We start from the raw sequence: 26,448 nt of genomic DNA on the forward strand, positions 1-26,448 counted from the left end.
CACGAAAGGTCACAACTCCGCATCGCGTCGTGCGCGAGTTAACACGAGCGCCGATCTGGCGTAACATCGGCATGGCAGGCTTGCTATAGCAAATAGCAAACGAGGCCTGCCAGGGCCGGGAGACCCCCGCCCCGCAGGACCATCGCAACGGAGCAAGGACCGCACACGTGACCCCCACCCCCCAGCCTGTCACCGTCGCCCTCGTCGGCGCCGGGAACCGCGGACAGACGTACGCGCGCTGGATCGCCGAGCACCCGGAGCGCGCCCGTCTGGTCGCCGTCGCCGACCCTCGGGCGCACCAGCGCGGGCTCGTCGTCGACCAGGCCGTCGCGGCCCAGGCCGCCGCGGCCCAGACCGGCGGCCCCGCCGACCCGGCCGTCACGCCGGCCGCCACCACCGCCGCCGCGCTCGCCGCCGACACCTCCGCGCCCGCCGTCGGCCTGGGCGCGGCACTCCCGCAGGTCGCGGAGTTCGCCGGCTGGCAGGACCTCGTCGCCGCGGGCGACGCCGACCGGGCCGCGGGGGGCACGGGCCAGGTCGCGGACATGGTGATCGTCGCGACGCAGGACCGCGAGCACCGCGACCCCGTCGTCGCGCTCGCGCCGCAGGGGTACGCGATCCTCGTCGAGAAGCCGCTCGCGCCGAGCCCGGAGGAGTGCCGGGACGTCGTCGACGCGGTCGAGGCGTCGGGCGTGCTCTTCGGCGTCTGCCACGTGATGCGCTACATGCCGTACACGGACCTCGTGAAGTCCGTCGTCGACTCGGGCGTCCTGGGCGAGATCGTCAACGTCCAGCACCTCGAGCCCGTCGGCTGGTGGCACGACGCCCACTCCTACGTGCGCGGCCCCTGGCGCTCCGAGAAGACGTCGAGCCCGATGCTCCTCGCGAAGTCGAGCCACGACCTCGACTGGATCCGCTACGTCACGGGCAAGCGGATCACGACGGTCGCGAGCTTCGGCTCCCTGAAGCACTTCCGGCCCGAGGAGCGGCCCGCGGGCGCGGCGGACCGCTGCCTGGACTGCCCGCTCGAGCCGACGTGCCCGTACTCGGCCCCGCGCCTGTACCTCTCGACGCTGCGCGAGAAGGGCCCGATCTGGCCGGTCTCCGTCATCACGGACGCGACCGACGAGGCGGGCGTCGTCGAGGCGCTGCGCACGACCGACTACGGCCGCTGCGTCTACGCCTCGGACAACGACGTCGTCGACCACCAGGTCGTCGCCATGGAGCTCGAGGGCGGCGGCGCGGCGACGTTCACCATGACCGCGTTCTCCGAGCAGGACCACCGCAAGACCCAGATCTTCGGCACCCACGGGTGCCTCGACGGCGACGGGGAGAAGGTCCGCGTGACCGACTTCCGCGACGGCAGCGTCACCGTGCACGACGGCGGCCACCACGGCGCCACGAACGCCGCCGACGACCACGGCGGCGGCGACTCGGGGGTGATGGACGCGTTCGTGCGCGCCGTCGCGACGGGGGACCCGAGCCACGTCCGGTCAGGCGCCGTCGAGTCCCTGCAGAGCCACCTCGCCGTGTTCGCGGCCGAGGAGTCGCGCCACCGGCGCACCGTCGTCGACGTCCCGGCGCGCTGACGCGCCGGGCCCGACGACCGCACCACCACAGCACCACACCGCCCAGCAGCACCCCCATCCCCACCCGCCCACCCGGGCGGGACCTCACCAAGGAGACACGTCGATGACCCTGCGCACGACGAAGCGCCTCTGGACCGCCGCGCTCGCGGTCGGCACGCTCGGCGCGCTGAGCGCCTGCGCCGGCGGTGCCGGCGCCGGCAGCTCCACCCCCACGCCCGAGGACGGCGCCGCGTCCGGCTCCGTCACCATGTGGACGTACCCCGTCATCGCCGACGAGGCCGCCCACAAGGCCTTCTGGGACGAGCAGGTCGCCGCGTTCCAGGAGGAGAACCCCGACGTCGACGTCAAGGTCGAGATCTACCCGTGGGCCGGCCGCGACGAGACGCTCGCGACCGCGATCGCGGGCAACAAGGGCCCCGACGTCGTCTACCTCATCCCGGACCAGATCCCGAAGTACGGCAAGTCCCTCGCCGCCGTGGACAACTACGTCACGGACCAGGTCGGCGACCTGCGCGAGAACGCGTCGAAGGCCGTCACGGTCGACGGCGCGATGCTCGGCTCGCCGCTGATCATGAACAGCAAGCCGCTCGTGTGCAACGCCGCGGCGTTCGAGGCCGTCGGCGAGGCGGGGAACTACCCGGAGACGTGGGACGACCTCATGGCGCTCGCGCCGACGTTCCAGGCCGCCGGCTACGACGTCACCAACTACTGGGGCTCGGTCGACGCGACGCTCAACGAGTCCTTCTACCCGCTGCTGTGGCAGGCGGGCGGGTCCGTCTTCTCCGAGGACGGCTCGTCGGTCGCGTTCGACTCCCCCGAGGGCGTCGAGGCGCTGCAGTTCGCGGTCGACCTCGCCGAGGGCGGGTACATCGAGAAGGACCTGCTGACGACCATCCCCGCGTTCGAGCAGACGAACACCGCCAAGGGCAAGATCGCGTGCACCTGGCAGCAGGGCCCCGCGGACGTCGCGGGCTTCTGGGGCGAGGAGAACGTCGTCGTCCTGCCGCCGCTCAAGGAGGCCGAGGCGGTCGCGTTCGGCACCGTCGGCTCGCTGTCCGTGCTCAAGACGGCCGACAGCCTCGACGCCGCGGGCAAGTGGGCCGCATTCGCGACCTCGCCCGAGGTGAGCGCCGAGTACGCCCAGGCCGCCGGCTGGTTCTCGCCGTACGAGAGCGAGTCGGGCCTCTACGCCGACGACCCGGTGCTGTCCGCGCTCGAGGAGACGCTCCAGTACACGACGGCCGGCGAGGTCAACGAGAAGTCCCGTGAGGTCATGGGCGTGCTCGCCCCGGAGCTCCAGGCCGCGCTCATCGGCGAGAAGACGCCCGAGCAGGCCCTGAAGGACGCGGCCGCGGCGGCGAACCCGCTGCTCGGCTGACCGACGCCGCGGCGCGGGCAGCCGTCCCCCTGCTGCCCGCGCCGCGGTACCTCGCGGTACGAGAGGAGAACCCATGACCGCGACCGCCCCCACCTCGGACGGGCTGACCGCCGACGGGCCCGACCGGCGCCCGACGCCGTCGAGGCCCTCGCGCGGCACGACCCGCCGTGTCCTGGAGCGCCGTGAGGCGAGGATCGGCCTGCTGTTCGCCCTCCCCGCGTTCCTGCTGTTCCTGCTGTTCCGCTTCGGCCCGGCGATCGCCGGCGTCGCGCTGAGCTTCTTCGACTACACCATCGGCGTCGGTGCCGAGTGGACGGGCGTCGAGAACTTCCGGCGCATGGTCGACGACCCGATCTTCTGGTCGGCGCTGCGCGTCACGGTCGTGCTGAGCGTGCTCATCGTCCCCGTGTCGCTCGCGATCTCGACGTTCATGGCGCTCATGGTGCGCCGCTCGTTCCGCGGCTCCGGCTTCTACCGCTCGGTGTTCTTCCTGCCCGTGGTCACCAGCCTCGTGCTCGCCGCGACCGTGTTCACGTGGGTGTTCTCCACGAACGGGCCGTGGTCGAAGCTCATGGGGGCGCTCGGGTTCTCGACCGACTCCTGGCTGGGCGACACGCTGCTCGTGCTGCCCGCGCTCGCGATGGTCGCGATCTGGTCGCGCTTCGGCTACGGGATGCTCATCCTCCTCGCGCGCATGCAGGACCTGCCGCGCGAGCTCGAGGAGGCCGCCGCGATCGACGGCGCCGGGCCGTGGAAGCGGTTCTGGCACATCATCGCGCCGCAGCTCAAGCCGACCCTCTTCTTCCTCGCCGTCATCGAGACGACGGCGTCGTTCCAGATCTTCGACCTCGTCTACGTGATGACGGCGGGCGGGCCCGCACGGGCGAGCTACAACCTCGTCTTCTACATCTACGACCAGGGCTTCAAGTACTTCGACCTCGGCTACGCGAGCGCGCTCGGCGTCGCGCTGTTCGTCGTCACGCTGGTCGTCGCCCTGATCCAGCGCTATGCCATCGGGAGGGACAAGTGACCGCCGTCGACCCCACCACCACCGGGCGGGTGCTCGAGGGCGCCGCGATGCCCGTGCGCCCCACCGCGACCCGCCGCCGGCGCGGCCGCAAGGGCGCGAGCGACCTGTCGCTGCGCGGCAAGGTGCTGCGCTACGCCGTGCTCTCGCTCGCCGCCGTCGTGACGATCTTCCCGTTCTACGCGATGGTCGTGCTGTCGCTGAAGCCGGCCGCCGCGATCGACTTCCCCGCGTCGCTCCTGCCGACGAACCTCACGACCGAGGCCTACGGCCGCGTGCTCGGCGCAGGCAACATCGGCACCTGGCTCGTCAACACGCTCGTGTACTCCGTCGTCTCCGTCGTCGCGGTGCTGCTGCTCGCGTCGATGGCCGGCTACGCGTTCGCGAAGAAGAAGTTCCCCGGGCGCGAGGCGATGTTCTGGTCGTTCCTCGCGATGGTCATGGTCCCGTACCACGTGACGCTCATCCCGACGTTCATCCTCATCGCGCAGGCGGGCGGGCTCGACACGTACTGGGGCCTGATCCTGCCGACGCTCGCGAACGCGCAGGCCGTGTTCCTCATGCGGCAGTTCATCCTCGACCTGCCCGACGAGCTGTTCGAGGCCGCGAAGCTCGACGGCGCCTCGGAGTGGCGCATCTTCCTGCGCATCGTGCTGCCGCTGTGCAAGCCGATCCTCGCGACGCTCGGCACGTTCGTCTTCCTGTGGCACTGGAACGACTTCCTGTGGCCGCTCATCATCGGCCAGGGCACCGACCACTGGACGCTGACCGTCGGCATCGCCTCGCTCCAGCAGCAGGACGTGCCGCTCAACATGGTGCTCGCGGGCGCCACCATCTCGTTCGTTCCGATCTTCGCCTCGTACCTCGTGGCCCAGCGCTTCTTCGTCGAGGGCGTCACCTCGTCCGGCATCAAGGGATGACTCACCACATGACCACGCAGACCAGCACCACCGCCCTCAAGGCCCCGACGTCCGTCGCGGAGCTCGAGGAGCTGCTCACGACGCCGTCGCCCGCCCTCGTGGAGGACCTGGCCGCCCGCTCGGGCGACCTCGTCATCCTCGGCGCGGGCGGCAAGATGGGCCCGAGCCTCACCGTCCTCGCCCGCCGGGCGCTCGACGCGGCCGGGCGCACGGGCGACGCCGTGCACGCCGTCTCGCGGTGGTCCGACCCCGAGCAGGCCGACCGTCTGCGCGACGCCGGGGTGAACGTCGTCGCGGCCGACCTGCTCGCGCCGGACGCGGACCTCGCGGCCCTGCCCGACGGCGCCGACGTCGTCTACATGGTGGGCGCGAAGTTCGGCACGTCGTCCGCGCCGTCGCTCGCGTGGGCCGCGAACGCGGCCCTCGTGCACGACGTCGCGCGCCGCTACGCGGACTCGACCATCGCGGCGTTCTCCACCGGGAACGTCTACCCGCTCGTGCCCGTCGAGTCGGGCGGGTGCTCCGAGGAGCACCCCGTGGGGCCGGTCGGCGAGTACGCGATGAGCTGCCTCGGCCGCGAGCGCGTGCTCCAGCACGCCGCGCTCTCGCGCGGCACGAAGGTCGTGACGATCCGCCTCAACTACGCCGTCGACCTGCGCTACGGCGTCCTGTTCGACGTCGCGTCGCCGATCCTCGCGGGCGAGCCCGTCGACCTCACCACCGGGCACGTCAACGTCGTGTGGCAGGGGTACGCGAACGAGGTCGCGCTGCGCTCGCTCGCGCTCGCGTCGTCGCCCGCGACGGCGATCAACCTCACCGGCCCGGAGACGGCGTCGGTGCGGCGCCTCGCGGAGCTCCTCGGCCGTGGCCTCGACCGCGAGGTGTCGTTCACGGGCGAGCCCGCCCCGACGGCGCTGCTCAACGACGCGACGCGCTGCCACGAGCTGTTCGGCTACCCGCAGGTGCCGCTGCGCACGCTCGTGGACTGGCAGGCGCAGTGGCTCGCGGCCGGGCTGCCGACGAGCGGCAAGCCGACGAAGTTCGCCGTGCGCGACGGGGCGTTCTGATGACGGCCCCCACCACCCCCGCCGCGGCGCCGGCCACCCCGCGCCTCGCCGACGACGTCGCCGCGCTCCTGCGCGCGGGGACCGTCATCCCGGCCCAGCCCCTCGCGCTCGACGCGGACCGCCGCCTCGACGAGCGCCGCCAGCGCGCGCTCACGCGGTACTACCACGCGGCGGGCGCGGGCGGCGTCGCCGTCGGGGTCCACACGACGCAGTTCGAGATCCGCGAGCACGGGCTCCTGCGGCCCGTGCTCGAGCTCGCGGCCGAGGTGTCGCGCGCGACGGCCGCGGGCGACGCGCCCGCGGGCTCGCTGCACACCGGGCCCCGCCCGCTCGTCCAGGTCGCGGGCGCGGCCGGCGACGTGCGGCAGGCCGTCGCGGAGGCGGAGCTCGCGGCGTCGCTCGGCTACGACGCGGTGCTGCTCGCGCCGCGCGTGCCCGGTCTCGCCGGCTCGCGCGAGGAGGTTGAGCGCGTGCTGCTCGACCGCGCCCGCGCCGTCGGCGAGGTGCTGCCCGTCATCGGGTTCTACCTCCAGGAGGCGATCGGCGGCCCGCGCCTGTCCGTCGGCTTCTGGCGCGAGTACGCGTCGATCGAGGCAGTCGTCGCGATCAAGGCCGCGCCGTTCCACCGCTACCGGACGCTCGACGTGCTGCGCGGCGTCGCCGCCTCGGGTCGCGGCGACGAGATCGCGCTGTACACGGGCAACGACGACGCGATCGTCGCCGACCTCACGCAGCGCCTCGACGTCCCGGTGACCGACGCCGAGGGCCGCGCCTCGACCTTCACGGCGCGGTTCGTGGGCGGCCTGCTCGGGCAGTGGGCGGTCTGGACCCGGGGGGCGGTCGAGACGCTGGCCCTCGCGCACGCCGCGCACGGCATCGGCCCCGACGGCGGCACCACCGTGCCCGACGCCGCCGCCCTCGCGACGCTCACCGCGCGCGCGGCCGGCCTCACCGACGCGAACGCGGCCGTCTTCGACGCGGCGCACGACTTCGCGGGCGTCATCGCGGGCGTGCACGAGGTGCTGCGCCGCCAGGGCCTGCTCGACGGCATCTGGTGCCTCGACCCGGAGGAGACCCTCTCCCCCGGGCAGGCCGACGAGCTGACGCGCGTGACGGCGTCGTACCCGTGGCTCGCCGCCGCGGACGATGCGCTCGTCGCGGAGCACCTCGAGGACTGGCTGCGGTGACCGGCGCGCCCGACCCGGGGACCGCCGCGGGGCCCGGCCCGGGTGCCGGGGCCGCGCGCGCGGTCGTCGCGGTCGCGCCGTGGCTGCGCACCGAGCTGTTCGCCCCCGACGTCTGGGAGCGCCTGGCGGGCGCGGGACCGTTCGACGTCGTCGACGACCCGCGCGCGCTCGGCGTCGCGCTCGACCGGCTGAGCCCCGCGGCGCGCGAGCGCGTCGACGCGCTCGTCGTCTCCTGGGGCACGCCGCCCCTGGACGCGGACCTCCTGGACCGGCTCCCCCGCCTGCGGCTCGTCGCGCACACGGGCGCCTCCGTCAAGCCGTTCGTCACGCCCGCGCTGTGGGAGCGCGGGGTCCGCGTGACGCAGGCGGGCCAGGCGATGGCACGCCCGGTGGCCGAGGTCTCGGTGACGTTCGCGCTCGCGCTGCTCCACCAGGTCCCCGCGTTCCACAACGCCCTGCACGACGGCGTCCCGTGGGCCGACGCGGAGGCCGCACCCCCGCGGTACGAGATCGCGGGCACGCGCGTCGGCGTCGTCGGGGCGTCGCGCACCGGGCGCGCGGCGGTCGCGATGCTGCGCGCGCTCGGCGCGGAGGTCGTGGTCGCCGACCCGACCCTCTCCCCCGCCGACGCCGCCGCGCTCGGCGCGACCCTCGTCGGGCTCGACGAGCTGCTCGCGACGAGCCGCGTGACGATGCTGCACGCGCCCGTGCTGCCCGAGACCCACCACCTGCTCGGCGCGCGCGAGCTCGCGCTCCTGCCCGACCACGCCGGGCTCGTCAACACCGCACGGTCGTGGCTCACGGACGAGGACGCCCTCGTCCGCGAGCTGGCGAGCGGCCGGATCAGCGCCGCGCTCGACGTGTACGACGCCGAGCCGCTGCCCGAGGACCACCCGCTGCGCCGCCTGCGGAACGTGCTCCTCACGCCGCACCACGCCGCCGCGACCGTGCAGGGCCGGCTCGCGCAGGGCGCGATCGTCGTCGACGAGCTCGCCCGCTTCCGCACCGGGGAGCCGCTGGTCCACGAGGTGCGCGAGGCCGACCTCGACCGCATGGGCTGAGCCCGCGGGGGACCGTGCCGGGGCGGGCCGTACCGGGGCGGGTCAGGCTCCGGCGTCCGGCACCCGGGGCGCCGGGCCGAACCGCCGCCGCGGGAGCGTCGCGACCGCGACCCCGGCGAGGCACAGCGCGCCGCCCGCGAGGGTGACCGGCGCCGGGACCTCCGCGAGCACGAGCCAGGAGAGCACCACCACGAGCGGCGGGACGAGATACGTGGTCGCCGCCGCACGACCCGCGCTGAGGCGCGAGAGCGCGTACCCCCACGTCGTGAAGGCGATCGCCGTCGGGCCGAGCCCGAGGAGCACCACGGCCCACGTGGACGACGCGGGAGCCGACCCCGCGTCGGCGGCGAGCGCCGGGGCGAACGGCAGGAGAGCGACCGTGCCCGCGAGGCACCCGACCCACGTCATCGTCAGGGCGTCGACGCGTGCGAGCAGCCGCTTCTGCGACGTCGCGGCACCCGCGTAGAGGACGGCGGCGGCGAGCCCGAGCGCGACCCCGACGACGTCGCGCTCCCCCGAGGACGTCGCCGCGGCGATGACGGCCACGCCCGCGAACGCCGCGGCCATGCCCACGAGGAGGCGGCGCGGGAAGCCCTCCCCGAGCAGCAGTCCCGCGAGGACCGCGACGAGGACGGGCGCCACGTTGACGAGCAGCGCCGTCGTCCCCGCGTCGAGGTGCTGCTCGGCGGCGTTGAGCGCGAGGTTGTAGAGGCTGAACCACCCCACGCCCCACGCGAGGACGGCGACGAGCACGCGACCGCGCGGGAGGACGGGTCGCGCACCGCTGCGCAGCCACCGGACGGCGACGATCGCCGTGAGGCCGAGGCTGCCGGCGAGCTGGCGGCCGAGCGCGAGGGACCCGGGCTCGTAGTCGTGGCCGGCGGCCCGGACACCGATGAACGCCGACGCCCACAGCAGGACGGTCACGGCCACGGCGAGGACGACGGGCGTCGCGGCACGACGGGCCGACGACCCGCGAGCGGGGGGCGGGCCCGACCGGGCGGAGGTCGCCGCTGGGGCGGCGGGCCGGGCGGCGTCGACGGGCGTGGTCGTCGGGGTCTCGGGTGCGGTCACGCGTCGATCGTCGCCCCATCCCACTGTTCAGCACCAGCGAGATTTCCTACCTCTCGATTCAGTCTCGCTGTAGCGTAGAGGGATGCTCGACGTCCATCGCCTCCGGATCTTCCGCTCCGTCGTCGCGAGCGGGTCGGTCCAGGCCGCCGCCGCCACGCTCGGGTACACGCCGTCCGCCGTGAGCCAGCACGTCGCCGCGCTCCAGCGCGAGACCGGCCTGACGCTCCTCGAACGAGCGGGCCGCGGCGTGCGGCCCACCGCGGCGGGGCTCGCGCTCGCCGCCCAGGCCGACGGCGTGCTCGCGCGGCTCGGCGAGGCGGAGGCCGCCGTCGCGGACCTGCGGGCGGGCCGCACGGGCTCGCTCTCGCTCGCCTACTTCGCGTCGGTGGGTGCCGCGTGGCTGCCGCACGTCGTGCGCCGGCTCACGACCGACTTCCCGGGTGTCCGCCTCGACCTGTCGCTGCGCGAGACCATCCCCGACGACCCCGACGCGCGCGCGGACGTGCAGCTCGTCGTCGCCCCGCGCGGGTTCGACCCGGGTGGCGGCTTCCGGGCGCACCACCTGCTCGACGACCCGTACGTCGTCGTGCTGCGCGACGACCACCACCTGGCGGCCCGCGACGAGGTCGAGCTCGCCGCGCTGCGCGACGAGCGCTGGGTCGACAACGACTTCGCACGCGGCTGGTGCCGCCGCAACCTCGTCGAGGCGTGCACGGCCGCCGGGTTCAGCCCGCCGTTCCACGTCGAGGCGCACGACTACCCGACGGCGATCGCGTTCGTCGGCGCGGGCGTCGGCCTCACGGTCCTGCCGGCGCTCGGCGCCGCGCACCTGCCGCCCGGCCTCGTCGCCGTCCCCGTCGTCCGGCCGGCGCCGGAGCGCTCAATCCACGCCGTGCTGCGCGACGCCGTCGTGGGCACGCCCCCGGCCCGGGTCGTCCTCGACACGCTGCGCGACGTCGCGGGCGCGCGCGTCGATCTCGCGGTCCCACGAGCGAGACTCGCCGCACCGCGGAGCGGCCCGCTCGGCTCGTCGACGCCCGTGAGCGCGTGAGGCGCTACGACCCGTCGGACGCCGTGTACGACCTGCCCGGCCAGTACGGCCACTCCTCGAAGCGGTCGACGCGCCCGTCCGGGGCGAACCGGAGCACCCACAGGTCGCGGTACTCCTGCATCTCGGGCGCGAGGTAGCGGACCTCGAGACGCACGACGGCATCCGGGCCCTCGACCGCGACGGGCTCCGCGGTCACGGTGAAGGTCGCGCCCTGGTCCGCGGTCCAGAAGCCGCGGATCGCGTCGTGACCGCGCAGCGGCTCGTCGTCGTAGGGCGAGCGCAGGTACGTCGCGTCCGGGGTGAACAGCCGCTCGACGGCGCCCGTGTCGCTCGCGCGCCACGCCTCCTCGTACGCCGCGACCCAGGCCGCCACGGCCACGCGCTGTTCGCTCTCGGGCACGGGTCCTCCTCCGTCGGTCGTCGTCGACCCGTCCGACGCTACCCCTCCCTCGACGCTGCGAGAATCGTGGGGTGAGCGAGACCCCCGACCCCGGCACCGACTGGCGACCGCACGTCGCCGACCCGGCCGCCCGACCGCCGTCGACCCTGCCCCACGTCGTGTTCTACGAGCCGCGCATCCCCGGCAACACGGGCAACGCGATCCGCCTCGCGGCGGTGACCGGCGCGCGCCTGCACCTCGTCGAGCCGCTCGGGTTCGACCTGGACGAGCCCAAGCTGCGCCGCGCGGGCCTGGACTACCACGACCTCGCGGCCGTCGAGGTGCACGCGGACCTGGGCGCCGCGCTGGCGACCCTCCCGGGCCGGGTGTTCGCCTTCACGACGCGCGCGACGACGTCGTTCACCGACGTGACCTACCGGCCCGACGACGTCCTGCTGTTCGGCCCCGAGCCGACGGGCCTGCCCGACGACGTGCTCGCCCACGAGCGGATCACCGACCAGCTCAAGATCCCCATGCTGCCCGGGCGCCGCTCGCTCAACCTCACCAACGCGGCGTCGATCGCCGTCTACGAGGCGTGGCGGCAAATTCAATTCAATTTTAAACCGTAACGAAACGCCTCAGCCCCTAGGGATCACCACGATCCTTCATTCTCGCACCAATGCCCGTTCGGCGACCTCTCGAACACGAAACGCAACGTGCTCGGCCGCCAATGAACGCAAGCGATCTCGGTACACGGAGGCAGAACTCGAACTCTCCAGCGCGTAGCACAGCTGAATGGGTACCAACAAGCCGTCCTCTTGCAGCAACTCGTCCACCCGGCGATCCATAGCCGCAATCAGAGACTGAGCGGAAGCCCTCATTCCGAGAAGTGCAACACCGGCCCGTCCGCGGACACGCGGGTCACGGTCACTTGAGAGCACTAGCAGGAGGGAAATCAACTCAATGGGGTCCACGTCATGAACGAACGGTGCGCTCAACGCTGCCTCCTCACGGGCACTGCCACTGTCGCTGGCAGCCCACTCACGTAGGACCCTCAAGACCTCCTCCGACGGGAGAACTCCGGTCACCGCCAAAAAGCGCAGACCTTCGGGAAACGGCTCAATACTAATGCCGTCAAGAAACGCATCCCCGACAACTGTGTCCAGAACAGAAATCCAGCGCGGCCCCCGGAGTAGTTTGACGCTTAGCTCTCCTCCTTGCACCCGATTGCCGAGCCTTTCCAATGCGCGCGCTTTGTACGATCGCGGGATCACAGTATCGACAAGGAACTCGAACAGGCGGTCCCGCAAGGAACCGTTTCCCGGCGCAAACGCCAGGAGCGCCGCGAGTTCACCGATATCAGGGCCGCCACGGGCAAATACGCCATCGTGAGCCTCCTGCTGGATACGCTCAAGCTCTGACTCAAGATACGGCGAAACCCTACCGACGCCGGACCCGAGCGAATCACCACGTAGCGTCTTGTTGGCGAACATGATCGCCTCGTCTAGAAGGCCACGCCGTGCCGGCTGAACCAAAGACTCACCAAAGGCGGACTCCAACCCCGATCGAATCGACGACCCGAGCCCTTCACCGGAAGCGATCAACCTCCGGAACGAATCGGCTACCGACGGATCTAGACGCGAGGCCTCGAGCTGCGATGCCACCCGACCAAGTGACTGATCCACCAGGGCGTCGCCCAATTCTACGCTCTGGAACTCTCGTAGCAGTCGACCCGCAACCTCCGTAGACCTGCCGCATACGATCGCCAGCGACAGCGCGGCCGCCCAGCCAATCTCGCGGCGAAGGACATCAACCTTTGCCGCGATCGGCACATCCGCTGGTCCGTTCGCGCTTAGGCTCGCCAGCACGAAGTCGAGAGCCGTAGATGCCTCGCTCGCAGAAAGTACATCCGCAGCGGCGCCAAGAACTCGGACCTCAACAACACGCATGGACGACGCCTCTGCGCGATTCACGAGAATTGACCGAGCGTCGCGACCCAACTCCGCCAAAGGCCCCTCCTCGCGGAACCGCCGCAACGCAAGGGCCAGGTCAGGGTCAGCGCCAGCGTGCCGAAGCAGCCGAAGAGCGTCTGCGACATCAACATCGTCTCTCGGCGCCATTACCAAGCGGAACACTGCCAAGTCCTTCCGCGCCTCATATACGAGCGCGTGCCCGGACAACTCTAGTCTTAGGAGAGGATGGAAGAGATCTGGAGAAATCGCCCCGAACGTCACCGAGCGAGATCCGAACCTGTCCTTGTACGCCGACTCAATTGCACGTGAGTATTCCGAACTGGTGGAACTAAAATACTCCGACAGCGGTCGCGGGTCGCTCTCTGCGATAAGTTCGAGCCTGCTTGGCAGACCAGCAGCCGCCCGGGCATCATTCGCTCCAAATCCGAAGTGGCTCGCGAGACTCGCACGCAGTGACTTGACAATACGGAGTAAAACCTCCTGATAACTGGTGCGGTAGGCCATGCTTGTCGGGAACTGCGGGATTTGATCGAGTGACTCCTGGACCTCGGAAAGAAGGCGCGCGGCGCGGCTCGCGACGGCGATGTATTCGCGCCCATAGTCCCGCAGGCGTAGCACGTACTGGGTTGCAAGAAGAACCTTTGCCAGCTTTGCCTCCGCTGTGGCTTCCTCGTCCGCAATCTGCATCGCCAATTCAAGTGCGCGGAAGGAGTCGGTGTACCGATCTCGCTCAGTTAACGCTGAAACAGCAATCACGGTCAATGCCGCCGCTTGGGAAGCGGACTCCACCCTCCCCGTTTCGACCCTCCGGAGTAGCGCCTCCGCCGACTCGTCCAATCGAGAAGCAACAAACGTGCCGGAAACTTCTTCGAGCAAAGGCGTATCCACATCGTGGCCACGAACCCGCTGAGCAGCTCGCGCCCAGGCGCCGCCAATCACGGTGGCTGCAACCTGACCAGCAGTTGTCGTCCCGACTGGGTCCTTTGAGTAGTTTGGGTGCGGAGACACGGCGCGGGAATCGAGAACTACCGCGATCCAGATGGCGTTCACGTCACTGCTCCTTTGATCCAACTTCTTCGATCGCCGAGTACGGACCGCGGCGCTGCCCTAGTGAGAGCGCTAACCACTTTGAGAGAGCACTACGGAATTCATCAATGCCCAACACGTTTCGTGTGTGGACATGCTTGGTCAGCTCGCCCACCTGCACTGGTTGCGGCGGTACGCCTTGTCATAGTACGTACACCACCGCCTCCAGGATGCTTCGGTCACGCACGCCACTGACAATGCTCTTCGTCACCGTTTCCAGGAGGAGGGGCTCATTCGCATCCACCCTGGTAGCAATTACGGCCAGATCGACGCTTGCGTCAGCTGCGACGTGGATGCGGTCTCGAACATCGACATTCCCGGTTGCGGCGGCGCTACTGATGGCTTCCAAGTACGCTTCATGCCAATCGTACGCGTCTGGCAAGTTGGTTTCGAAATCGGTAATATAGATGTTCTCACGAAAGGAGCGTACGCGACTCGGCCGCTGCGCGAGTTTTGTACGCCGCTCAGTAAGGCGCGCTTCCTCCCGGTCGCGAATGATTCGCTCGATATACTGTACGACTTCGGAATCTGGCTCGTTTGCTTTTGGAGCGGCGACATGTCCGAAGTCGAGGTAATGTCTCTGTCCGGAAGGCGCACCGAAGCTAGCGCTTACCGTCGAGACGATCCTGTCACGGTTTCCGACAACAGCATAGGTCGGCAAAAGGTACTTGCGTGAAGTCTCAGGGAGATTCCGCACTTCAACGAGGTCGCGAAAGAAGTCGCCATTCTCGGCGATCCTGCGGGAATTTCGCCTCAGGACGGCCTCTTCCTTCTCAAATGCAAGTTTGAGAAGTACGCTGAGCGCTGAGCCTCCGAACGGTGTCGCTATGTAGCAAATGGCGGCAAGACGTCGGCGCACTTCCTCCGAATTTCTTTCGAGAAACGTCCTTGCCGCCTGTTGGGCGACAAGGCCCCCCATACTATGCGCGATGATGTAGATGCTCTCGTAATTGGCGGCGAGGCTCTCAAGCGTTTGGTCAAGCATGGCCGCCCACTGGTCGAGCCCGTCACTCCGCCGACCCAATGCACGAAGGCCGTTGGCGTAGTCATAGACTGCGATGTCGGCACATTCCGCCGGGGGGCGATCAAAGAGTTGCTCAGGTAGCGAGCCCCAAGCGCGGTATCCAGCACTGTTCAGTCCATGAACAAGAACAAAAGCCGTTTGCGGACTTGCGTCCTCGCGCGTATGCAGGTTGGTGCGCGAGGAGTTAAATCTCCGGGTGCTCTTGAACTTCGCTTGAGGAATACGACGCATAAGGCTCTCGTGTGGCAGTGATGAAGTCGTGCGCCCTGCATGGTCTGGATGATCGACTCATGCTAGGCCCAGTGTCAACAACGCGCAAGCATTGAATTCGCTGCGCCGGTTTTCGTCACCAACCAAATGTGCGAGCGGACGCATCCTCGCCAGAGGTACCAGCCGAGCCCCACTCGGGTGGGGTGTCCGCGTGCCGCTAGGAGCGGGTCGTTCCGAGCGGCCGCGGACAACTTCCCCTCCTCCTTAGACCAGGTCGCGGACCGCCGCGTACTGCTCGCGGATCGCCGGGACCGGGTCGGCCTCGACCACGGTGGCCGACGACGCGGCCCACGTGGGCGGGGCGACGTCCGCACCGGAGCCGCCCGCCTCGTGCGCGGCGAGGACCCACGCCGCCTGGCGTGCGGCGCCGTCGGCCACGTACTCGCCGGGCTCGGGGACCGTGACGGGCAGGCCGAGGACCTGCGGCGCGATGCGCCGGACCGCCTCGGACTGGGCGCCGCCGCCGATGAGCTGCACGCGCTCGACCCGGACGCCGAGCGCCCGCAGCGCGTCGAGCCCGTCCGCGAGGCCGCACAGCATGCCCTCGACGTACGCGCGCGCGAGGTGCTCCGGCGTCGACGTGCCGAGCCGGATCCCGTGCAGCGTGCCCGACGCGTCGGGGCGGTTGGGCATGCGCTCGCCCTCCAGGTACGGCACGAGCACGAGCCCGTCAGCGCCGGGGGGTGCCTGGAGCGCGAGCCGCGACAGCCCCGCGTGGTCGACCCCGAGCACCGCGCGCGCGGCGTCGAGCACCCGGCTCGCGTTGAGCGTCACCGCGAGCAGCAGGTACCGGCCCGTCGCGTCGGAGAACCCGTTGACGAGGCCGGAGCCGTCCGCCGTGCGGTCGTCGGTCACGGCGGACACGACGCCCGACGTCCCTATCGACACCGCGACGTCGCCCGCGACCATGCCGAGGCCGAGCGCGGCACCGGCGTTGTCGCCCGCGCCGGGGCCGAGCAGCGTGCCGCCGTCGACCGCACTGCCGGCCACCGAGGGGTGCGCGACGCCGGCCGTCGCCGACGGCGCGACGACGCGCGGCAGCACGACGTCGGCGCGACCGAACGCGAGCTCCAGCAGGTCGAGGCGGTACGCGCCCCGGCCGTCGTCCCCGTCGTCCCGGGTCGCGTCGTAGTACCCCGTCCCGGACGCGTCGGACGCGTCGGTGACGAGCGCGTCGAGGTCCGGCCCGAGCGGCGCGGACTCGTCGCCCGCGGGCCCGTACCCCGCGATGCGCCACGTGAGCCAGTCGTGCGGCAGCGCGACGGCGGCGACGCGCGCCGCGTTCTCCGGCTCGGCGTCGCGCAGCCAGCGCAGCTTCGTCACCGTGAGCGACGCGACCGGCACGGACCCGATCGCGTCGGCCCACGCCTGCGCGCCCGCCTCGGTCGCGGACTCGACCCGGTCGTGGGCGTCGGGGACGCCCTCGGCGAGGCGGGCCTCGCCGAGCTCCCGGATCAGGTCGCGCGCGGCCGCGGCCGAGCGCGTGTCGTTCCACAGGAGCGCGTCGCGCACCACGTTCCCGTCCGCGTCGAGCGCGACGAGCCCGTGCTGCTGGCCGCCCACGGCGAGCGCCGCGACGTCGTCGAGCCCGCCCGCAGCGGACGCGGCCTCGCGGAACGCGTCCCACCACGCGTCGGGGTGGACCTCGGTGCCGTCGGGGTGCTTGGCCGACCCGGTGCGCACGAGGGCGCCCGTCGCGGCGTCGCGCACGACGACCTTGCAGGACTGCGTGGACGTGTCGACGCCGGCGACGAGCACGCGCTCGCCGCCGGCGTCGGACGTCCTGGCGTCGGCGGCCACCTCAGCCGATGAGGTGCTCGAGCGCGAGCTGGTTGAGGCGCACGAAGCCGAAGTCGCGGTTCGCCGCGGCGTCGACGTCGAACTCCTCGTACGCGCTGCGGTCCGCGAGCAGGTCGGCCACGGACTCGCCCTCGCCCAGCGTGGACTGGCCGAGCTCGAACACGCCGGAGTGCGCGAACGCCTCCTGGACGCGGCTGTCGGCGCGGTACGCCGCGGCCTTGCGCGCGAGCAGGCGGTAGGTCTCCATGTTGGCGCGCGCGGAGTCCCACACGCCGACCTCGTTCTCGGTGCGCGACGGCTTGTAGTCGAAGTGGCGCGGGCCCGTGTACGTGGGGCCGCCGTTCGGGAAGCCGTTCTCGAGCAGGTCGACCGTGAAGAACGCGGAGAGCAGGTCGCCGTGGCCGAACACGAGGTCCTGGTCGAACTTGATCGAGCGCTGGCCGTTGAGGTCGATGTGGAAGAGCTTGCCCGCCCACAGCGCCTGCGCGAGGCCGTGCGTGTAGTTGAGGCCCGCCATCTGCTCGTGGCCCGTCTCCGGGTTGAGGCCCACGATGTCGCCGTTGTCGAGCTTCGCGATGAGGCCGAGCGCGTGGCCGATGGTCGGCAGGAAGATGTCGCCGCGGGGCTCGTTCGGCTTGGGCTCGAGCGCGATCTTGAGGTCGTAGCCCTTCTCCTTGATGTACGCCGCGGTGAGGTCGAGACCCTCGGCGTAGCGCTCGTGCGCGGAGTGCAGGTCCTTCGCGCCGTCGTACTCGGTGCCCTCACGGCCGCCCCACATGACGAACGTCTTGGCGCCGAGCTCGGCGGTGAGGTCGACGTTGCGCAGCACCTTGCGCAGCGCGTAGCGGCGCACGCCGCGGTCGTTCGACGTGAGGCCGCCGTCCTTGAAGACGGGGTGGCTGAACAGGTTGGTCGTCACCATCTCGATGACGAGGCCCGTGTCCTCGGCGGCCTGGCGCACCGCGTCGAGGCGCTTGGTGCGCTCGGCGTCGTCCGCGCCGAAGGGGACGACGTCGTCGTCGTGGAACGTGAAGCCCCACGCGCCGAGGTCGGCCAGACGACGCACCGACTCGGCCGGGTCGAGCGCCGGGCGGCTCGCGCTGCCGAACTGGTCCTGCGCGGTCCAGCCCACGGTCCACAGACCGAAGGAGAAGTTGATGTCCTGGGTGGTCTCGTCGGCCACGGTGGTCTCCTCGTCGAGAGGGCCGGAGCGACGTCGGTCGACCCCGGCCTATTTATGTCGTACGGCTGAACTTATCCGTCCGGGTCGGTAAGGTCAAGACCGTGAACCGCAGCGTCGCGACCCGGACGGGTCCCCCAGCAGCCCGCCAGGCCACGCTGCGCGAGCACAACCTCGCGCTGGTCGCGCGGGCCGTGTTCGAGGCGTCGCACCCGTGCTCGCGCGCCGACATCGCCGGCGCGAGCGGGCTCACGCGCGCCACCGTCTCGACGCTCGTCGACCGCCTCGTCGCCGCCGGCATCGTCGCCGAGCTGCCGCCCGCCACCCCGCAGCGCGCCGGGCGGCCCGCCGTGCCGCTCGCCCCCGCGCCGCGCACCCTCGTGGGTCTGGGGCTCGAGGTGAACGTCGACTACCTCGGCGGGCGCGTGCTCGACCTCACCGGCGCCGTCGTCGCCGAGCAGGTCGACCCCGACGACCTCCACGACAGCGACCCCACCGAGGTGCTGGCCCGCCTCGGGCGCATCGCGCACGACCTCCTCGCCCAGGTGCGCGCCGACGGCATGACCGTCGCGGGCGCGCGTCTCGCCCTGCCCGGCCTCGTCGACCCGCGCGCCGGCCGGCTCGAGGTCGCACCGAACCTCGGCTGGTCCCACCTCGACCCCGTCCGCCTCCTCGGGCTCGGCCCCGACGTCGCCGTCGAGATCGGGAACGAGGCCAAGCTCGCCGCGCTCGCCCAGGCGAGCCACGGCGTCGTGCCCGACGACGCGACCGGGCCTGCGCCCTCGACGTACCTCTACGTGTCGGGCGACGTGGGCATCGGGTCCGCGATCGTCGTCGACCGCCGCCTGTTCCACGGCCGCCACGGCTGGACGGGCGAGGTCGGGCACGTCGTCGTCGACCCGCACGGCCCCCGGTGCCGCTGCGGCGCGACGGGCTGCCTGGAGCAGTACGCGGGCAAGGACGCGCTCCTGCGCGGCGCGGGCCTGCCCGTCGACGCGCCCACCGGCACGCTCGTCGCCGCCCTCGACGCCGGCGAGCCGGACGCGCTCGCCGCGGTCGAGCGCGCCGGGACCGCGCTCGGCAGCGCGCTCGCCGACTACGTCAACCTCGTCGACATCGACACCGTCCTGCTCGGCGGCATCTACCCCGCGCTCCTGCCCTACCTGCGCCCCGCCGCCGAGGCCGAGCTCCGGGCCCGCGTCCTCGCCGCCCCCTGGACCGACGTCGTGCTGCTGCCCGCGCCCGTCGGCGACCACGCCGCGCTCACGGGCGGCGCGCGCGAGGTGCTGCGCGGGGTCGTCGAGGACCCGAGCGCCTGGGTCGCCGACGACTGACCAGGTGATCCTGGCGGGCCGAGCAGGTGGTTCGCGCGCGTCCCGCGACCAGGACGAGCCCGGACCACCTGCTCGGCGGCCGGGACGCGCCGAACCGGCGGTCTATCCCGGGGGCGGGGCGGTGCTCGCTCGCTCGACGAGGCGGGTCGGGACGAGGCGGGTGCCGGCCTCGTGGACGCCCTCGCGGACCTGCCGGAGCACCTGCGCGACGAGCCGGCGCCCGACCTCGGCGAAGTCCTGGTGGACGGTCGTGAGCGGGGGCAGGAACTCGCTGGACTCGGGCAGGTCGTCGAACCCGACGACGCTCACGTCCTGCGGGACCCGGCGGCCGGAGTCGTGCAGGGCCCGGACGAGCCCGAGGGCCATCTGGTCGTTGGCGACGAACACGGCGGTGAGGTCGTCGCGGCGCGCGAGGCGCAGCCCGGCCTCGTACCCCGACGACGGCGACCAGTCGCCCCGCTCGATCGGCGGGACCTCGCGGCCCGCCTCTTCCAGGGTCGCCCGCCAGGCGGAGGTGCGGCGCTCGGCCGCGAACGAGAGCGCGGGCCCCGCGAGGTGGTGCACGGTCCGGTGCCCGAGGTCGAGCAGGTGCCGCACGGCCTGGCGGGTGCCGTCGGCCTGGTCCGTGTCGACGACGGCGTAGCTCTCGCCCGCGTCGGAGTCCGCGACGACGACCTGGACGCCGGGCGGCAGGCTGACCTGCGCGACGTCGAGGAGGTGCACCTCCATGAGCAGGATGATCGCGTCGACCGCGAGCTCGCCGAGGCGCGTGAAGGCGCCGTGGACGCCGTCCTGGGTGGGCGCCGCGACGGGGATGACCGTGATGGCGTAGCCCTCGGCGGCGGCCGAGGTCGCGATGGCCTCGAGCGTGCGGACGTTGCCCGTGGTCGCGAGCGAGAAGAGGATGACGCCGATCGTGCGGAACGACCCGCTCTTCAGCGCGCGGGCCGCGCTGTTGGGCCGGTAGCCGAGCTCGGTCATCGCCTCGAGGACGCGCGAGCGCGTGCTCTCGACGACGCCCGGGTGCCCGTTGGAGACGCGGGAGACGGTCTGCGCGGAGACCCCGGCGACGCGCGCGACGTCGGCCATCGAGACGCGCCGTGCCGTGCGGACGGCAGCTCCCCCGGTGCGTGTCAGGGCGGGGGTCTCGTCGTCGAGCCCGTCGGTCATGGCGTCCTCGTCCTCGTGGTGTCGGCACAGTACCCGTGCCGGACCGGTGTCGTGGCCGGTCAGGACCCACAGTAGGCGATGTTTGCGTAAACACCGAACCTCGTGCCATGCTCATGTTTACGCAAACAACGGCGACGACGGACGTCGCCGTCCCCCGATGACGAGGACCACAGCATGACGACGACGTCCCCACCCGTGGCAGCGCTCCGGCCACCGGTCGGCGCTCCTTCGTCCCTCCCGGCGCGGCGCCGACGGCGCTCGTGGACCGGCTGGGGCTTCGTGGGGCCGTTCATGGCGGTCTTCGCGCTCGTGTTCCTCGCACCGATCGCGTACTCGATCTACCTCAGCCTGTTCCGCACCCAGATGGTGGGCGGCACGCAGTTCGTCGGGTTCGAGAACTACTCCCGCGCGTTCTCGGACCCGCAGTTCTGGTCGGGCGTGTCTCGCGTCGGGCTGTTCCTCGTGGTCCAGGTCCCGATCATGCTCGGCATCGCCCTGCTCGTCGCGCTCGCGATCGACTCCGGTCGCCTCTACGGGCGGAACTTCTTCCGGATCTCGATCTTCCTCCCCTACGCCGTCCCGGCCGTCGTCGCGACGCTCATGTGGGGCTTCATGTACGGGACGCGGTTCGGGCTCGTCGCGAACATCAACGACGCGCTCGGCACGACGATCCCCAACCCGCTCTCCCCCGACTGGGTGCTGCTGTCGATCGGCAACATCGTGACCTGGGAGTTCGTGGGCTACAACATGCTCATCTTCTACTCGGCGCTGCGCGTCGTGCCGACCTCGCTCTACGAGGCCGCCGAGCTCGACGGCGCGTCCCAGTGGCAGGTCGTCCGGGCGATCAAGATCCCCGCGATCCGCGGCTCGCTCGTCATCGCGACGATCTTCTCGATCATCGGCTCGTTCCAGCTCTTCAACGAGCCGAGCATCCTGCAGAGCCTCGCGCCCAACGCGATCACGACGTACTTCACCCCGAACCTGTACGCGTACTCGCTGTCGTTCTCCGGCCAGCAGTACAACTACTCGGCGACCGTCGCCATCATCATGGGCGTCCTCACGATGATCGTGGCCTACGTCGTCCAGCTGCGCGGCATGCGCAAGGAGGCCTGACGATGACCGCCACGACCCCCTCGACCCCGGCGGTCCCCGCCGCGTCCCGCACGACGACGAGCGCCACGACCCGCAAGCCCGTGCGCCTGCGCTCGCGCGCCCCGCACGGCGTCACCCGCCCCCGCCGCAGCGTCCTGCTGACGGTCCTCACGGGGATCGTCCTGCTCTACGCGCTCGTGCCGCTGTTCTGGCTCGTCGTCAACGCGTCCAAGACGCAGTCGAGCCTGTTCTCCTCGTTCGGCCTGTGGTTCAGCGGCGACTTCGCGCTCTTCGACAACATCGCCCGGACGCTCACCTACGACGGCGGCATCTTCGGTCGCTGGTTCGCGAACACGCTGCTGTACGTGGTGGTCGGGGCCGGCGGTGCGACGTTCCTCGCGGTGCTCGGCGGGTACGCGCTCGCGAAGTTCGACTTCCCCGGCAAGCGCGGCGTGTTCGCGACGGTCATCGGCGCGGTCGCGGTGCCGGGCACGGCCCTGGCCGTCCCGACGTTCCTCATGTTCAGCCAGATGGGGCTGACGAACACGCCGTGGGCCGTCATCATCCCGTCGCTCATCTCGCCGTTCGGCCTCTACCTCATGTGGGTGTTCGCCGCCGAGTCGATCCCGACGGAGCTGCTCGAGGCCGCGCGCGTGGACGGGTCGAGCGAGGCGCGCACGTTCTTCCAGGTGTCGCTGCCGCTGCTCGCGCCCGGGATCGTCACGGTCCTGCTCTTCACGATGGTCGCGACGTGGAACAACTACTTCCTGCCGCTGATCATGCTCAAGGACCCCGACTGGTACCCGCTGACGCTCGGCCTCAACGCGTGGAACGCGCAGGCCGCGACCGCCGGCGGCGAGGCGATCTTCGACCTTGTGATCACCGGCTCGCTCCTCACGATCCTGCCGCTCGTCGCGGCCTTCCTCCTGCTCCAGCGCTACTGGCAGTCCGGCCTCGCGGCCGGGTCCGTCAAGGAGTGACGCCCGCGCCGCCGCACGGGCCGGCCCACCACCCCCGCACCCACCCCGCCCGATCCGTCTGACGACGAAGTGAGAGGAACCCTCATGTCCATCCGCACCACCCGCGCCCTGCGCGCCGTCGCCGCCACCGGCGTCGTCGCGCTGGCCCTGGCCGCCTGCAGCTCGGGCGGCGGCAACGACTCCGGCGGGGACGCCGGCTCGGCCGACGACGTCGCCGCGGCCCTCGAGGAGGGTGGCAGCCTCACGGTGTGGGCCTGGGAGCCCACGCTCGAGCAGGTCGTCAGCGACTTCGAGGCCGAGTACCCGAACGTCGACGTCGAGCTCGTCAACGCGGGCACCGGCAACGACCAGTACACCGCCCTCCAGAACGCGATCGCCGCCGGCAAGGGCGTGCCCGACGTCGCGCAGGTCGAGTACTACGCGCTCCCGCAGTTCGCGCTGTCGGACGCCGTCGCCGACCTGTCGTCGTTCGGTGCCGACGAGCTCGACGGGACCTTCACCCCCGGGCCGTGGAACGCCGTCCAGCAGGGCGAGGGCATCTACGGCCTGCCCATGGACTCCGGCCCCATGGCCCTCTTCTACAACGAGGAGGTCTTCACGCAGCACGGCATCGAGGTGCCGACGACGTGGGACGGCTTCGTCGAGGCCGCGCGCGCCCTGCACGCGGCCGACCCGAACGTGTACATCACCAACGACACGGGCGACGCAGGGTTCACGACCTCGCTCATCTGGCAGGCCGGCGGCCAGCCGTTCCAGGTCGACGGCACGGACGTGACGATCGACCTCGCGGACGAGGGCAGCACGCAGTTCGCGCAGACCTGGCAGACGCTCATCGACGAGGACCTCCTCGCGCCCGTCGGCTCGTGGAGCGACGAGTGGTACCAGGGCCTCGGCAACGGCACGATCGCGACGCTCGCGATCGGCGCGTGGATGCCCGCGAACCTCGAGTCGGGCGTGCCCGACGGCGCGGGCAAGTGGCGCGTCGCCCCGCTCCCCCAGTGGGAGGAGGGCGCGTCCGCGAGCGCCGAGAACGGCGGCTCCGCGCTGTCCGTCCCGGCCGCGAGCTCGAACCAGGCGCTCGCCTACGGATTCCTCGAGTACGCGAACGCGGGCGACGGCGTGCAGACGCGCGTGGACGGCGGCGCGTTCCCGGCCACGACGGCCGAGCTGGAGTCCGACGAGTTCCAGGGCTTCGAGTCCGAGTACTTCGGCGGCCAGAAGATCAACGAGGTCCTCGCGCAGTCGGCGTCCGACGTCGTCGAGGGCTGGTCGTACCTGCCGTTCCAGGTCTACGCGAACTCGATCTTCAACGACACCGTGGGCCAGGCCTACGTCTCGGGCACGACCCTCGCCGACGGCCTGAAGGCCTGGCAGGACGCGTCCGCGAAGTACGGCACCGAGCAGGGGTTCACCGTCACCGAGTGACCCGGCCCCGCCGGGCGCCCGCCGGCGCGCCCGGCCCTGCCCCGTCGGCCGCGTGGTCGCGCCTCCCGGCGCGACCACGCGGCACCCCGCCGACGGCCCACCCCGCCGTCGACCGCTCTGCGAGCACCTGAGGAGCCTGCATGTCTTCCCCCACCCCGTTCCGCTGGCTGCGCCGTCCCGGGCCGCACACGCCGCCGGGCGAGCCCGGCGCGTACACGCCGTCGGGCCTGTCCTACGGCGCGGACTACAACCCGGACCAGTGGCCGCGCGAGGTCTGGGACGAGGACGTGCGCCTCATGCGCGAGGCGGGCGTGACGGTGGTCTCGCTCGCGATCTTCTCGTGGGCCCGCATCCAGCCGACCGAGGACACGTGGGACTTCGCGTGGCTGGACGACGCGATGGACCTGCTCCACGCGCACGGCATCACGGTCGACCTGGCGACGGCGACCGCCTCGCCGCCGCCGTGGCTGACGACGAAGCACCCGGAGGTCCTGCCGCAGACGCGCACGGGCGAGACCCTGTGGCCGGGCGCGCGGCAGCAGTGGCGCCCGACGTCGCCGGTCTTCCGGGAGCACGCGCTGCGCCTCGTCGAGCGCATGGCCGAGCGGTACGGCGACCACCCGGCGCTCGTCGCGTGGCACGTGTCGAACGAGCTCGGCTGCCACAACGTCTACGACTTCTCCGACGACGCGGCCGCGGCCTTCCGCACGTGGCTGCGCGACCGCTACACGACGCTCGACGCGCTCAACGCCGCGTGGGGCACCGCGTTCTGGTCGCAGCGCTACAGCGCGTGGGAGCAGGTCCTCCCGCCGCGGCTCGCCGCGTCGCACCCGAACCCGACCCAGCAGCTCGACTTCAAGCGCTTCTCGTCCGACGCGCTCCGCCAGTACCTGCGCGCCGAGGCGGAGATCCTGCGCCGCGTCACGCCGGACGTGCCCGTGACGACGAACTTCATGGTCATGGGCGAGACGAAGGGCATGGACTACGCCGCGTGGGCGGACGAGCTCGACTTCGTCTCCAACGACCACTACGTGCTGCCCGGCCCGCAGGCGCTCGACGAGCTGTCGTTCTCCGCGAACCTCACGGGCGGCATCGCCCGGCACCGCCCGTGGTTCCTCATGGAGCACTCGACGAGCGCGGTGAACTGGCAGCCCGTCAACGTCGCGAAGAAGCCGGGCGAGCTCGCGCGCGACTCGCTCACCCACGTCGCCCACGGCGCCGACGCGGTCTGCTACTTCCAGTGGCGCCAGTCCGCGGCCGGCGCGGAGAAGTACCACTCGGGCATGGTCCCGCACGCGGGCGAGCGCTCGCGCCTCTTCCGCGACGTCGTCGCGCTCGGCGCGACGCTGCGCGACCTCGCGCCCGTCGCGGGCAGCACGCAGAAGCCCGCGCGCGCCGCGATCGTCTTCGACTGGGACTCGTGGTGGACGAGCGAGCTCGACTCCCACCCCACCGACCGGCTGCGCTACCGCCAGGAGGCGCTCGACTGGTACTCGGCGTTCCTCGCGCTCGGCGTCCGCGCGGACGTCGTACCGTCCGCGACGGACCTCGCGACGTACGACGTCGTCGTGGCGCCGGTGCTGCACGTCGTCCCGGCCGGCCTGCGCGACCGCCTCACGGCGTTCGTCGAGGCGGGCGGCCACCTCGTCACGACCTACTTCTCGGGCGTCGTCGACCAGGACGACCACGCGTGGCTCGGCGGCTACCCGGGCGCGCTGCGCGACCTGCTCGGCATCCGGGTCGAGGAGTTCGCCCCGCTGCTGGACGGCGAGAGCGCGACGGTCGAGCTCGCGGGCGAGCAGCTCGAGGGCACGGTGTGGACCGAGCCGGTGGACGTCGTCGACCCCGACGTCGAGGTGCTGGGCTGGTACAAGACCGGCGAGCAGGCCGGCCGCGCCGCCGTGACGCGCCGGACGGTCCGCGCCGGGGACGGTGCGGGCGCCCGCGAGGGCTCCGCCGCCTACGTCTCCACGCGCTTCGGCCGCCAGGGCCTCGTCCCCGTCCTCGCCCGCCTGCTCGACGACGCGGGCGTGCGCAGCGAGCTGCCCGCCGCCGTGCGCGGCGACGTCGAGCTCGCGGTGCGCACCGACGGCACGGACGACTTCTGGTTCCTCGTCAACCGCACGGCGCGCCCGGTCGAGGTGCCCGACGTCGCGGGCGACGTCCTCGCCGGGCGCCGCCTCACGGCGTCGGGCACGAGGGCCGTCACGACGGATGGCACGGCGGAAGGCACGGCGGAGGCCCCCGTGGAGGGCACGGCGGGAGGCGCGCTGCTGCTCGAGCCGCGCGGCGTCGCCGTCGTCCGCCGCCCGGCCGCGCCGACTCCGCCGAGGAACAACCCCGCCACCGCGAGGTAGCGCCCCGGTTCCACGAGGTAGAGC

General features: G+C 71.8%; 21 protein-coding genes. 14 read left to right on the plus strand and 7 right to left on the minus strand.

Annotated features, from left to right (window positions below):
* Positions 1-167 precede the first annotated feature (167 nt).
* The 7 genes from RDI86_RS04130 (at position 168) to RDI86_RS04160 (ending at position 8,229) form a co-directional block, all read left to right on the plus strand.
* The gene (locus RDI86_RS04130) at positions 168-1,589 is read left to right on the plus strand and encodes a Gfo/Idh/MocA family oxidoreductase (RefSeq protein ID WP_308820770.1); all 1,422 of its coding nucleotides are present in this window, start codon (positions 168-170) and stop codon (positions 1,587-1,589) included.
* Between the two features lie 103 nt (positions 1,590-1,692).
* A complete protein-coding gene (locus RDI86_RS04135) occupies positions 1,693-2,967 on the plus strand; it encodes a sugar ABC transporter substrate-binding protein (protein ID WP_034655723.1) in 1,275 nt (424 codons plus the stop codon).
* 73 nt (positions 2,968-3,040) lie between these two features.
* Complete coding sequence (locus RDI86_RS04140) at positions 3,041-3,997, plus strand: carbohydrate ABC transporter permease (RefSeq protein WP_081895826.1); 957 nt, start codon at positions 3,041-3,043, stop codon at positions 3,995-3,997.
* Complete coding sequence (locus tag RDI86_RS04145) at positions 3,994-4,914, plus strand: carbohydrate ABC transporter permease (RefSeq protein WP_228485232.1); 921 nt, start codon at positions 3,994-3,996, stop codon at positions 4,912-4,914. Before RDI86_RS04140 ends, RDI86_RS04145 begins: the two co-directional genes overlap by 4 nt.
* Positions 4,915-4,922: 8 nt before the next feature.
* Positions 4,923-5,981: an NAD(P)-dependent oxidoreductase gene (locus RDI86_RS04150; protein ID WP_034652423.1), complete on the plus strand. Its 1,059-nt coding sequence runs from the start codon at positions 4,923-4,925 to the stop codon at positions 5,979-5,981.
* Entirely contained in the window at positions 5,981-7,168 is a 1,188-nt protein-coding gene (locus RDI86_RS04155; RefSeq protein ID WP_251176544.1) for a dihydrodipicolinate synthase family protein, read from the plus strand. Before RDI86_RS04150 ends, RDI86_RS04155 begins: the two co-directional genes overlap by 1 nt.
* Positions 7,165-8,229, plus strand: coding sequence for a hydroxyacid dehydrogenase (locus RDI86_RS04160; RefSeq protein WP_308820771.1), 1,065 nt, complete (start codon positions 7,165-7,167; stop codon positions 8,227-8,229). Before RDI86_RS04155 ends, RDI86_RS04160 begins: the two co-directional genes overlap by 4 nt.
* 42 nt (positions 8,230-8,271) lie before the next feature.
* Here the strand turns inward: RDI86_RS04160 and RDI86_RS04165 are convergent, their stop codons facing one another.
* A complete protein-coding gene (locus RDI86_RS04165) occupies positions 8,272-9,303 on the minus strand; it encodes a DMT family transporter (RefSeq protein WP_308820772.1) in 1,032 nt (343 codons plus the stop codon).
* A gap of 82 nt (positions 9,304-9,385) precedes the next feature.
* Between RDI86_RS04165 and RDI86_RS04170 the strand changes: the two genes are divergently transcribed.
* Positions 9,386-10,354, plus strand: coding sequence for a LysR family transcriptional regulator (locus RDI86_RS04170; RefSeq protein ID WP_308820773.1), 969 nt, complete (start codon positions 9,386-9,388; stop codon positions 10,352-10,354).
* A gap of 4 nt (positions 10,355-10,358) precedes the next feature.
* On the opposite strand, the gene RDI86_RS04175 is transcribed toward RDI86_RS04170, so the two are convergent.
* The gene (locus RDI86_RS04175; RefSeq protein WP_308820774.1) at positions 10,359-10,754 is read right to left on the minus strand and encodes a nuclear transport factor 2 family protein; all 396 of its coding nucleotides are present in this window, start codon (positions 10,752-10,754) and stop codon (positions 10,359-10,361) included.
* Positions 10,755-10,900: 146 nt separating this feature from the next.
* On the opposite strand from RDI86_RS04175, the gene RDI86_RS04180 reads away from it, so the two are divergent.
* Positions 10,901-11,362, plus strand: coding sequence for a tRNA (cytidine(34)-2'-O)-methyltransferase (locus tag RDI86_RS04180; RefSeq protein ID WP_308820946.1), 462 nt, complete (start codon positions 10,901-10,903; stop codon positions 11,360-11,362).
* A gap of 36 nt (positions 11,363-11,398) precedes the next feature.
* Here RDI86_RS04180 and RDI86_RS04185 read toward each other — a convergent pair whose 3' ends face one another.
* The 4 genes from RDI86_RS04185 to xylA form a co-directional block, all read right to left on the minus strand.
* Entirely contained in the window at positions 11,399-13,756 is a 2,358-nt protein-coding gene (locus tag RDI86_RS04185) for a hypothetical protein (protein ID WP_308820775.1), read from the minus strand.
* Between the two features lie 178 nt (positions 13,757-13,934).
* Positions 13,935-15,047: an alpha/beta hydrolase gene (locus tag RDI86_RS04190; protein WP_308820776.1), complete on the minus strand. Its 1,113-nt coding sequence runs from the start codon at positions 15,045-15,047 to the stop codon at positions 13,935-13,937.
* A 243-nt stretch (positions 15,048-15,290) separates the two neighbouring features.
* Positions 15,291-16,886 carry an FGGY family carbohydrate kinase gene (locus tag RDI86_RS04195; protein ID WP_308820777.1) on the minus strand — a complete coding sequence of 532 codons (1,596 nt, stop codon included), beginning with the start codon at positions 16,884-16,886 and terminating at the stop codon, positions 15,291-15,293.
* A 1-nt stretch (position 16,887) separates the two neighbouring features.
* Complete coding sequence (xylA, locus tag RDI86_RS04200; protein WP_076403356.1) at positions 16,888-18,069, minus strand: xylose isomerase; 1,182 nt, start codon at positions 18,067-18,069, stop codon at positions 16,888-16,890.
* Positions 18,070-18,170: 101 nt separating this feature from the next.
* On the opposite strand from xylA, the gene RDI86_RS04205 reads away from it, so the two are divergent.
* Positions 18,171-19,400 (plus strand): ROK family transcriptional regulator, encoded by a 1,230-nt coding sequence (locus RDI86_RS04205; RefSeq protein ID WP_251176540.1) that lies wholly within the window; start codon positions 18,171-18,173, stop codon positions 19,398-19,400.
* A gap of 102 nt (positions 19,401-19,502) precedes the next feature.
* Here RDI86_RS04205 and RDI86_RS04210 read toward each other — a convergent pair whose 3' ends face one another.
* The gene (locus RDI86_RS04210; RefSeq protein ID WP_076403359.1) at positions 19,503-20,570 is read right to left on the minus strand and encodes a LacI family DNA-binding transcriptional regulator; all 1,068 of its coding nucleotides are present in this window, start codon (positions 20,568-20,570) and stop codon (positions 19,503-19,505) included.
* Positions 20,571-20,744: 174 nt separating this feature from the next.
* Between RDI86_RS04210 and RDI86_RS04215 the strand changes: the two genes are divergently transcribed.
* The 4 genes from RDI86_RS04215 (at position 20,745) to RDI86_RS04230 (ending at position 26,424) form a co-directional block, all read left to right on the plus strand.
* Positions 20,745-21,683 carry a carbohydrate ABC transporter permease gene (locus RDI86_RS04215; RefSeq protein ID WP_061266633.1) on the plus strand — a complete coding sequence of 313 codons (939 nt, stop codon included), beginning with the start codon at positions 20,745-20,747 and terminating at the stop codon, positions 21,681-21,683.
* Positions 21,684-21,685: 2 nt separating this feature from the next.
* The gene (locus RDI86_RS04220; protein ID WP_076403360.1) at positions 21,686-22,642 is read left to right on the plus strand and encodes a carbohydrate ABC transporter permease; all 957 of its coding nucleotides are present in this window, start codon (positions 21,686-21,688) and stop codon (positions 22,640-22,642) included.
* Positions 22,643-22,726: 84 nt separating this feature from the next.
* Positions 22,727-24,067 (plus strand): sugar ABC transporter substrate-binding protein, encoded by a 1,341-nt coding sequence (locus RDI86_RS04225; RefSeq protein ID WP_308820778.1) that lies wholly within the window; start codon positions 22,727-22,729, stop codon positions 24,065-24,067.
* Positions 24,068-24,207: 140 nt separating this feature from the next.
* Positions 24,208-26,424, plus strand: coding sequence for a beta-galactosidase (locus RDI86_RS04230; protein WP_308820779.1), 2,217 nt, complete (start codon positions 24,208-24,210; stop codon positions 26,422-26,424).
* Positions 26,425-26,448 lie beyond the last annotated feature (24 nt).

This window comes from Cellulosimicrobium sp. XJ-DQ-B-000 (genome assembly GCF_031119065.1).
GTDB lineage: Bacteria > Actinomycetota > Actinomycetes > Actinomycetales > Cellulomonadaceae > Cellulosimicrobium > Cellulosimicrobium funkei.